7 protein-coding genes and 1 tRNA gene are annotated in these 9,215 nt (G+C 64.1%); 7 read left to right on the forward strand and 1 reads right to left on the reverse strand.

What is annotated here, in order from left to right; translation table 11 throughout:
• Nucleotide 1 precedes the first annotated feature (1 nt).
• From MJD61_17520 to MJD61_17530, 3 genes are all read left to right on the forward strand, one after another.
• Nucleotides 2-1,393, forward strand: coding sequence for a dicarboxylate/amino acid:cation symporter (locus MJD61_17520; GenBank protein ID MCG8557062.1), 1,392 nt, complete (start codon nt 2-4; stop codon nt 1,391-1,393).
• Nucleotides 1,394-1,457: 64 nt separating this feature from the next.
• On the forward strand, nt 1,458-2,486 hold the full coding sequence (locus MJD61_17525; protein ID MCG8557063.1) for a N(4)-(beta-N-acetylglucosaminyl)-L-asparaginase: 1,029 nt from the start codon (nt 1,458-1,460) through the stop codon (nt 2,484-2,486).
• A gap of 79 nt (nt 2,487-2,565) precedes the next feature.
• The gene (locus tag MJD61_17530; protein ID MCG8557064.1) at nt 2,566-3,264 is read left to right on the forward strand and encodes a Bax inhibitor-1 family protein; all 699 of its coding nucleotides are present in this window, start codon (nt 2,566-2,568) and stop codon (nt 3,262-3,264) included.
• An 87-nt stretch (nt 3,265-3,351) separates the two neighbouring features.
• Here MJD61_17530 and MJD61_17535 read toward each other — a convergent pair whose 3' ends face one another.
• On the reverse strand, nt 3,352-4,227 hold the full coding sequence (locus tag MJD61_17535; GenBank protein MCG8557065.1) for an SDR family NAD(P)-dependent oxidoreductase: 876 nt from the start codon (nt 4,225-4,227) through the stop codon (nt 3,352-3,354).
• Nucleotides 4,228-4,382: 155 nt separating this feature from the next.
• Here MJD61_17535 and MJD61_17540 point away from each other — a divergent pair.
• The 4 genes from MJD61_17540 to MJD61_17555 all read left to right on the forward strand — a co-directional run bounded on the left by MJD61_17540 (nt 4,383) and on the right by MJD61_17555 (nt 8,857).
• Nucleotides 4,383-4,457: transfer RNA gene (locus MJD61_17540), tRNA-Gly, on the forward strand.
• Nucleotides 4,458-4,793: 336 nt separating this feature from the next.
• Nucleotides 4,794-5,435, forward strand: coding sequence for a glutathione S-transferase family protein (locus MJD61_17545; protein ID MCG8557066.1), 642 nt, complete (start codon nt 4,794-4,796; stop codon nt 5,433-5,435).
• Between the two features lie 117 nt (nt 5,436-5,552).
• The gene (locus tag MJD61_17550) at nt 5,553-7,031 is read left to right on the forward strand and encodes a DASS family sodium-coupled anion symporter (protein ID MCG8557067.1); all 1,479 of its coding nucleotides are present in this window, start codon (nt 5,553-5,555) and stop codon (nt 7,029-7,031) included.
• Between the two features lie 272 nt (nt 7,032-7,303).
• The gene (locus MJD61_17555) at nt 7,304-8,857 is read left to right on the forward strand and encodes a hypothetical protein (protein ID MCG8557068.1); all 1,554 of its coding nucleotides are present in this window, start codon (nt 7,304-7,306) and stop codon (nt 8,855-8,857) included.
• Nucleotides 8,858-9,215 lie beyond the last annotated feature (358 nt).

A 9,215-nucleotide genomic window follows, 5' to 3' on the forward strand; every position in this document is an offset into this window, starting at 1 on the left:
CATGCCACAGCCCAGGAAGCAGCGCGTGGCTGTGCACTGGAGAATCCTGATCGGGCTCGCCTTGGGGGTGGCGCTAGGCGCCGTGCTCAACGTCGCGGGCCCGCCCCTCGTTGAGGCGGCCGGTGAAGGGGCCGGCCGAGCAGCTGTCGACTTCTTGGTTTCGTTGAACGCTTTCGTGGGGGATCTCTTTCTGCAGGCGTTGCGCTTCATAGCCGTTCCCATCGTGCTCTTTTCTCTGGTAGGGGGCGCCGCAAGCCTCAACGACCTGACCAAGCTCAGCCGAATCGGTACCAAGACGATGGTCATCTACCTGATGACCACGGCGGTGGCCATCAGCTCGGGTCTCGCGATCGCCAACCTGGTTCAGCCCGGCGGGTTCGTACCGGCGGCCATGCGCGACACGCTGGCGAAGGGTTCCACGGCGGCTGTGGCGGATCGTATCGAGGCCGCCGTCGCGAAGGACCTGTGGCAAACGTTCCTCGACATGGTTCCCGCCAATCCCTTCGCAGCACTCGCGGAGGGCAACATGCTGCAGGTGGTGGTTTCGGCCCTGCTCATCGGCATCGCGCTCACGCTGATTCCGGAGGCGAAGGCTGCGCCGATCATCCGGCTGTGTGAAGGCATGACCAGCGTCATCATCAAGCTCGTCGAGATCATCATGCTGATCGCGCCCTATGCGGTCTTCGCGCTCGTGGTCAGGGTCGTGGCGCAGCTCGGCTTCGACGTCCTGGGGGCGCTCATCGTGTACAGCCTGGTCGTGATGGGTGGCCTGTTGCTGATGGTGCTGGGCGTATACCCCTTGGCCTTGCGCCTGTTCGCAAGAGTGGGTATGCGTCGCTTCTTTCGTGCCATTGCGCCGGCTCAGCTGCTGGCGTTTTCGAGCTCGAGCTCCCTGGCCACGTTGCCGGTCACCATGGAGTGCGTGGAGCACCGCCTGGGGGCTTCGGACGACGTTGCAAGCTTCGTCCTTCCCGTGGGTGCGACCATCAACATGGACGGCACGGCGTTGTATCAGGGCGTGGCTGCGACGTTCATCGCCCAGCTGTACGGGATGGATCTTTCGATCCCCCAGCAACTCACCATCGTCTTCACCGCCACGCTGGCTTCGATTGGAACGGCCGCCGTGCCGGGTCTGGGTCTCATCATGCTCGTTATCGTGCTGCAGAGCGTCGGAATGCCCACCAGTGCAATGACCGGCGGAATCGCTATTATCTTCGGGGTTGATCGGGTGCTCGACATGTGCCGGACCGCCTGCAACGTGACCGGTGACTGCATGGTGGCTACCGTAGTTGCCGTGAGCGAGGGAGAGCTCGCAGCTGAGACCGAGGTGCGCCAACGCCTGGCACGGCGGGCGGAGGCTGGTCTCGATGAGCATCCATTGGCTTCGAGTTGAGCGATGACCGGTGCGCGTTAACGAGTACGCTCGACCGTCGCCAGGGCGGCGCGAGGAGGATGCGATGGAACGTCGACAGTTTCTGCGGAGCGGTTCGGTGACGGCGCTTGGCCTGGCCGCTGGAGCTCAAGTAGCGGGTTGCAACCGTGAAAAGCGCGATCAGGCTTCCGAGCGCGATCCGCACAAGGCACGGGCACCTGTACACCGGGGCGTGCCCGCAAAGAAGGGCAGCCGGATCGTGGTTTCGACCTGGCGCCATGGTCTCGCTGCGAACGAGGCGGCGGCGGATCGGTTGCGCGGCGGCTCGGCGCTCGATGCCGTCGAGGCGGGCGTGCGGGTGTCCGAGAGCGACCCGGCCGTCACTTCCGTTGGCAAGGGCGGGTATCCCAACTGGGAAGGTGTCGTTCAGTTGGACGCCTGCATCATGGACGGTCCGAGCGCGCGCGCCGGAGCAGTGGCTGCGCTCGAGGAGATCGAGAACCCGATTTCCGTGGCACGCAAAGTGATGGAGGAGACCCGCCACGTGCTGTTGGTGGGGCCTGGCGCCCAGCGCTTCGCGTTGGAGCAGGGATTCCACAGGACCAAGCTGCTCACCGAAGCAGCCAAAGAGGCGTGGACCAAGGAGCGGGCGCGGAGCGCGCCCCACCCCTCCGAGCAGGGGCACGATACGATCGGGATGTGCGCTCTCGACGCCGAAGGGCGGCTCGCGGTCGCGTGTACGACCTCGGGGCTCGCCTGGAAGCTGCCTGGTCGCGTTGGCGACTCTCCGATCATCGGAGCGGGCGCCTTCGTGGATCAGGATATCGGGGCGGCGGTCGCTACCGGAGTGGGCGAGGAGGTGCTGCAGACCTGCGGGAGCTTTGTCGTGGTGGAGAACATGCGCCGCGGGATGTCGCCCGCGGTGGCCTGCCAGGATGCGGTAGGCCGTATCCTGCGCAAACACCCCGAGGCGCGCGGGCTGCAGGTGGCCTACCTCGCGCTGCGCGCCGATGGAGCCGTCGGAGCGTCCAGCATCAAGGCGGGCTTTACCTACGCGCACCACGACGGCGGCAAGAACGAGTCGGTCGCGGTTGAACCCTGGCAAGCTCGATGATCGGTTTGCCTGCCGGCTTGACCTTTGCTGCCAGCAGCCCGATGATCTTCCCCTGCAGCCCGCAGAAAGGGACTGGGACATGACGTACGGCATCGCTAGCGCTCCCGCTGTTGCTTCGGTCGACATCGATACACGGGCGCGGTTCATCAACCGAACCTACGGGCACCTGTTTGGTGCAATCGTCGCTTTCACGCTGTTCGAAGTTGCCTTGTTCAAGACCGGCCTCGCCGCGCGCCTCTTTCAGCTCATGGCGGGCAGCAGTTGGCTGTTGTGGCTGGGCGCCTTCATGGTCGTGAGCTGGCTGGCGAGCCGAGTTGCCCACAATTCGGCGTCGATGGGTGCCCAGTATGCTGCGTTGGGCGGGTTCGTAGCTGCCGAAGGCATCGTATTCGCGCCGCTGCTGTACGTCGCCGAGTTCTCGGCCGGGGGCGGGGTCATTCAGAACGCGGCCTATCTTACGGTGCTCGGGTTTGCCGGGCTGACCGCGATTGCCGTAATGACTCGCAAGGATTTCTCGTTCTTGGGAGGTATACTGCGCTGGGTCGCCCTGTGCGCGTTGGGCTTGATCGTGGCCGGGGCCTTGTTCGGTTTCAGTCTGGGTATCTTCTTCACGATCGGGATGATCGCCTTTGCAGGCGCGGCCATCCTCTACGACACCTCGAACGTGCTCTACCACTATCCCGAAAGCCGCTACGTTGGAGCCTCCCTGCAGCTGTTCGCGTCGATCGCCCTGCTGTTCTGGTATTTGCTGCAGCTGCTCATGAGCAGCCGGGATTAGCCTAGGCTATAGCGACACGCTGGGGGCTGTCGCTCACGAAGCAGCCGGGTACCTGGCATTTCAAGGCAATTGCGGCGGTACGCTCGCTCAGTCCCCCGAATACGGGGGCGTGCCCGGGGCCCGATAGCGGTGCAGCGGACTGCGCTGGGCGTCGCTGCCGTAGTAGCGACCGTTACCCTCCAGTTTCCCAAAAAGTAGATGCAAGGGCGCGCGCGTGCCCTCCGCTGGCGGTTTCATCCCCAGCTCCGCGGGCGATCCGCCTTGGGAATCGGCGTAGGGCCGCGTCATGTCGGTGGCGATGAAGCCCGGCGTGCAAGCGTTGATGTGCAGATGGGGGTGTTCCCGGGCCAGAAGCATCGTGTAGCTGTTGGCGCATGCCTTGGACAGGCCGTAGGGGTTTGCGCCGGAAAGCCCCCTGGCGGATAGGTCCTGCGGGCTGAAGCAATCGTCGAGCAGGCTCTGCAAGGCCGTCCGCTCGATCCGAGGGTCACGGAAAAAACGTTGCCACGCTGGGCTGCAGTCCGAAACGTAGTTCGGTCCCGACGCAGACGTGATGTTGACGATGCGTCCCTGCCTTCGATTCATGAGCGCCAGGAAGGCCTCACAGACGCGTTGGACCCCCAAGGTGTTCACCTCCAGGGTAGAGCGCAGGCTTTGCGACCGGAACCCCACCCCGGCGTTGTTGACGAGCCCGTACAGGGGCTCTGGCTCGACACCGAAGCGGCGGCGGACCTCCCCGGCGGCCCGAGCGACGGAGGCATCGCTCGCTACATCGATCTCCAGCAGCTGAAGGCGGTCTGCCCACGACGGACGTTTCTCGATGAGGCCGGCAACCGCGGCCCGGCCTCGCTCTGCGCTGCGTGAGCCAAGCAGTACGAACGCATCGGCCTGGTTGTCCAAGACGGCCTCGACGATAGCCAGGCCGATTCCCTTGTTGGCACCCGTGACGAGTACGCGTCGCACGTGGCTTACCTCCGCATCGTAGCAACGCACTATAGCGCTTTTTGGACCGACGCTACTCGGACCTTCGCGGCCTTGTCCCGGGCGGCCATGGAGCTGAAGCGCCCACTCCAATGCTTGACGGGCCGCCCCGCAAACGCTAACAATCCCAGCCTGTTGCGGGCATAACTCAGTGGTAGAGTGACAGCTTCCCAAGCTGTAGGTCGTGGGTTCGAGTCCCATTGCCCGCTCCAGGATAGATGGGGAATCTCAAGGGGTTAGCGAGCTCCTTCACCATGTCGAACGTTGGCGTTGGCGGAGACCAGGCGCGTGAGTTCCTCGAAGCCCTCGCGCTATCGAATGGGGGCTCGTACACCTCGTACAACTGAATCTGCACCGGCAACGGGCAGCTGCTCCGGCCAAGGGCGATACCGGAACGGGCGATACCAGGACGTCAAACTCGCGAAGCGCTGCGCCCGGTGAAGGACTGGCTGCGCACCTCCTCAGCGGATGGCGATACCAGGACGTCAAACTCGCGAAGCGCTGCGCGGGCCTGGAAATTGGCACTCGCCGCTACTACGCTCGCCTTCATGAGCGGCGAGTCCAAATCCGTGACACTCTACCACCACCCCTTCACTCGTGCGGCAGGCGTGTTGGCGATGCTCGAGGAGCTGCAGCTGCCGTACACGCTTCGGTTCGTGGACCTGAAGGCTGGCGAGCAGCGGGCCTCCAGCTTTCGGGCGCTGAACCCCATGGGCAAACTGCCCACCCTGGTGGACGGTGACATCGTGGTCACGGAAGCTGCGGCCATCGGTCTGTATTTGGCGGATCGCTACGGTTACGGGACGCTTGCTCCGGCAATGGACGATCCAGCGCGCGGTACCTATTTGCGTTGGAGCCTCTTCGCGCCTTCGGTGATCGAACCGGCCGCGTATGCCAAGGGCGCCAGCTGGGAGTACCGCGCGGAATCGGCCGGCTGGGGTGAGTACGAATCAATGCTCGACAGCGTGGAGCACGCCATCGGCGAGGGTCCATGGCTGTTGGGGGAACGTTTCAGCATGGCAGACGTGATCTTCGGCGGTACCGTACGCTATCTGCTTCACTTCAAGATGCTCGAGCCTCGTCCCCGCATCGTGGATTACGTCGGACGCTTGTCGGAGCGCCCCGCCTTGCGGGCGGCGCAGGCAAAGAACGAGGCGCTGGCAAAGGAGCACGGTCTGGCGGTGGGGTGAGGCCGGAGCAGCCCAAGGTCGACAGGGAGGCGCTCCAGCAATCCGGTCAGCAGCTTCCGGCCCATCGGACGGCTCATTCCTGCAGCTGGTAGCTGCTTCGGCTATGCTCCGAACAGCGTGAGCGGCATCGTGCCACAAACCGTCGCAAGCCGCGGCGTCGGAATCTGGGTCGCGCTCGCGCTCGCGGTCCCGCTGGTTTGCGAGCGCCTCGCCGGAAGAAGCGACGGGTCGCTGGCCATTTTCCTGACGGTCGTTGTCTTGTGGTTCACCGAGCTGTTACCGCTGGCAGTGACCGGTCTGCTCGTCCCTGTGCTCGCCGTTCTCTATGGGGCACTCGACGTTCAACAGGCCTTCGCTCCGTTCGGAAACCAGATCCTGTTTCTCTTTGTCGGGAGCTTCTTTCTGGCCAAGGCAATGCAGAAGCACGGCTGGGACAGGCGGCTGGTGTACATGATTCTGAGCCGGCGGACCTTCTTCCGCTCACTCTCGTCCGTGTGCTGGACGGTATCCGGTGTCTCGTTTGCGTTGAGCATGTGGATTTCGAACACGGCTGCTTGTGCGATCGTGGCGCCGCTGGCCGTGGGTATCGTGGAGACCCTGCGCGATGCGCTGCCCAGTAGTGAGGACGCTGAACGCTTCAGCACGCGGCTGCTGCTAACCGCCGCCTTCGGGGCCAGCATCGGGGGCATTGCCACGCCCGTGGGCTCTCCCCCCAACCTGCTCGCCATCCAGTTTCTGGCGCAAGAGGGTGTGCACATCGAGTTCCTCGACTGGATGGTGTTCGGCCTGCCGATCGCGTTGCTCATGTTGATCGCGCTACAAGCGTTGATGTCGCTGAAATTCAGGCTTCCCGACGTGCACGTCGAGGATGTCTCCAACGTCTTTCGCCAAAGGCTGGATGCGATGGGGGCCCTCAGCGCGGCGCAGCTGCAGGTAGGCTTGTGCTTCGGCTTGGCCATTGTCCTTTGGTTGTTGCCCGGACTTGGCAAGGCCGTGTTGGCGGACGCCGCAGCGGCCAGCTTGCTATCGCGGAGTCTGCCCATGGGTGTAGTAGCCTTGCTGTGCTCTGTGTTGCTCTTCTGCCTTTCGTACCGGTCGGGCGAGCACCGCCAGCGCAACCTGGTATGGGACGACGTCAGGTCGATCGACTGGGGGACCATCCTCCTGTTTGGAGGGGGCCTGTGCATGGGGCGCGTACTGATGGGATCGGGCCTTGCCGAGCAGATGGGTCGACTGGCATTTGCCAACGTTGGCACCAGCTTGTTGATCGCGGGCTCTGCCGCCGTCGCCTTCTCGATCGTCATGAGCGAGCTGAGCTCGAACACGGCCTCCACGTCGATCGTCGTACCGGTCCTGCTCGCCAGCTTTGGCACGGCCGCGCCGGAGGTTATCCTCCCCCTCGTTGTCGCCGCTGCAGTAGGCGCGAGCTACGGCTTCATGCTGCCTGTTTCGACGCCACCAAACGCCATCGTCTACGGGACTGGGCGGGTGAAGCTCCGAGACATGATCCAGACCGGCCTCCTGTTCGATCTGACGGGGTGCGCGCTGATCTGCTTCTTTCTGCTGTGGCTATTCCCTGCTCTTGGGGTGTTCTAGTTCGCGCCTCCTAAGGGCCCTCGGAAGAATAGCTCGTGTGTTTTCGGTGAGGACTGCGCGCCGCTGGCGAGGCGCGACGACGAGGAATATTGGGGATATTTCGAGGAGGAGCAACATAGCCACTGCGATCCATGAGGATCGGACCGATGGGATTCTGAGTGCGCTGAATTCGTACAAAGCTACGCCATCCGCTTCACAAAACCTGTCAGGGCAGTCGCTTTTTGCGAGCTTTGGGCAGTTTGGTGGCGATTAAGGAGTCGGGAGAGTCATCCATGTTCAAACCGTTACGGATCACGGCACTTGCGTTCTGCATGCTGTACGGCCTCGCCTCCTGCGACGGCGTGGCCACGGATTCGGTCCCCGCTGGCGCGGGGGCAGGCAGATCGACAGCGCCGACGCCAAGCCCAGGCGCCGGTACGGCGTTCCCTCCGCCCGCGCCCGATGCCGGTGGGCCCCAACCTGCTCCCAGTCCGGGTGGTCCGACTGGCCTGCCTCAACACGTGCAGGCCGCTTTCGCTGCGCTGGCAGCGGCCATGTTCGAGTGTCCAGATCGCGCCTGGCCGGGGATCGCGGAAGCCTATCGCAAGAACCAAGTCCTGTTTGTGTCCGAAAGCACGGGCAAGGCCTACCTCTTGAATGATCTGAGCGCGGGTCCTCAGAGCCCCCCGCGCATTTCGGTGCTGGATGCGAGTGGGCTCTCGCCTGCGTGGCTGCAGTTCTACAACTACGAAACTTTTCATGGGCATCCGACGTTGGGCGTCGCCATCGATCGGCTCGAGCGCATGGACGACGACGCTCGCGAGCGCGGGCGGCCGAGGGCCAGCTGGCCGGATCAGCTGGTTCTGCTCACGCTCCATGAGGGCTTTCACTTCATTGCTCAGGCCTCCTGGCCCATGGCGGCTCTGGGGAGTCGATCGACACCCTATCCACAAGAGACCGCGCCCCGCTATCTGCGAAACGCGCTACTCAACGCGCTTGCGCAGGCCCTGCGCACGCAAAGCACGGACTTCGCGGCCGCTGCCTTCTGGCAGGCGCGGCTCAAGGCGGAACATCCCGCGATGTTGATGGAGGCCGCAGCGTTCGATGTAGCCGAAGGCACGGCCCAGTACGCCGAGATCGTCATGGCGGCTCTCGCAGTAGGCGGATGCCAGCAGAGCGACGCAGCGCTTCTGACCCTCATCCAGAACAACGTGGGCGGCTTCCTCATGCTCGACACGTTCGACCCTGGCTCGGAGTTCTACCAAATCGGCTCGCTGGCAGGCCTTCTCCTCCGGCGCGGCGGTCAGATCGGATGGGAGCTCGCCGTCCAGAATCAGCAGATGCCGCCTGCGGAAGTGTTGCTCGCCGCTGCTAGCCCTGCCCCTCAGGCCGACGACCCAGCGCGCCTGATGGCGGCGGCCAGCTACGTGAACGACTCCAACGCCCTGCTCGCTGCAGCAATCGATCCGGTACTGGACGCGCTCAAGAGCCCTGCCAGCTATCGCCTGGCCCTGTCGCAAGCTTGGATCGCGGGAGCGTTCGAGCTCCAGCGCTTCATCACGTTGAGCCGGGAGCCCGGCAAGCCGGAAGCCATGATCGGCGTGAGCGGGCTTCTCACGCACCCCGGCAGCGGCACGCAAATCAGGCTGAACGGTGCGACCGTACCCGTCGGCTGGCCAACCCCATGCTCCCCCGCACCCGCCGCGTACTTCGTAGCCACCGTCCCGAAGTCAGCCCTGACGACAAGCGGCGGCAAGCATTCCAGCGCCGACGCCAAGATCAGCTTCACGGATCTACCCGCGTCCGTTACCGCAGACGCTCAAGGGCTCGAATGGCTGTGTCCGTAGCTACATGCCGGTGCAAAATAGGGGAGGTTGTTCAATGCCAGTCATGTCTGCGCTGTGGCGCTTGGCCGACGCACGGGAGACGTGGATTCCGCTCATGGCTCACCCCGACGCAATAAGGACACCCAATTTCTTGACGACGTCGCATTTGGTGACCATCCCGACAGCCACGCGTCGGACTCGCCTGAGCTGACATTTAATGGATGTCCTGTGCGCCGCCACGCTCCCTGTGATGGATGTCCTGTGTACCGCCGGCTCAGGACCTGGCGGATCCTGCATTCGTCGGGCGACTCCTTACCCGACTTCAGTCGGGCACAGCCACGCCGGCGCCCCGTTGCTTCTTTGGTCTACATCTGACGAC

This window comes from Pseudomonadota bacterium, from assembly GCA_022361155.1.
Lineage (GTDB): Bacteria > Myxococcota_A > Polyangia > Polyangiales > JAKSBK01 > JAKSBK01.